The following is a 268-nucleotide window of genomic DNA, read 5'->3' on the forward strand; positions in this document are numbered from 1 at the left end:
ACAGCACAAACCGTCAACACCATCTACAAAAACCTGTTCGGCCACGAAGCTGATCCAGCAGGTCTGACCTACTGGGCAGGCCAAATCACTGGCGGCGCCGTCTCCGTTGGTGTTGCAGCCCTGTCCATCCTGGGCGGCGCAACTGGTGCAGACAAAACAGCCGTAGACTCCAAAGTCGCTGCTGCCACCTCCTTCACCACAGCTGTTGATACCACCAAAGAAATCACTGCCTACGCAGGTGTTGATGCCAACGCCACAGCCAAAGTAT

Annotated in this window: 1 protein-coding gene; it reads left to right on the forward strand. The window is 56.0% G+C overall.

From position 1 onward, the window contains the following. The coding region (locus tag ACO0LH_RS28640; RefSeq protein WP_422944551.1) for a DUF4214 domain-containing protein at positions 1 to 268 on the forward strand (268 nt) is incomplete at both ends.

It is taken from the genome of Undibacterium sp. TJN19, from assembly GCF_049339485.1.
GTDB lineage: Bacteria > Pseudomonadota > Gammaproteobacteria > Burkholderiales > Burkholderiaceae_D > Undibacterium.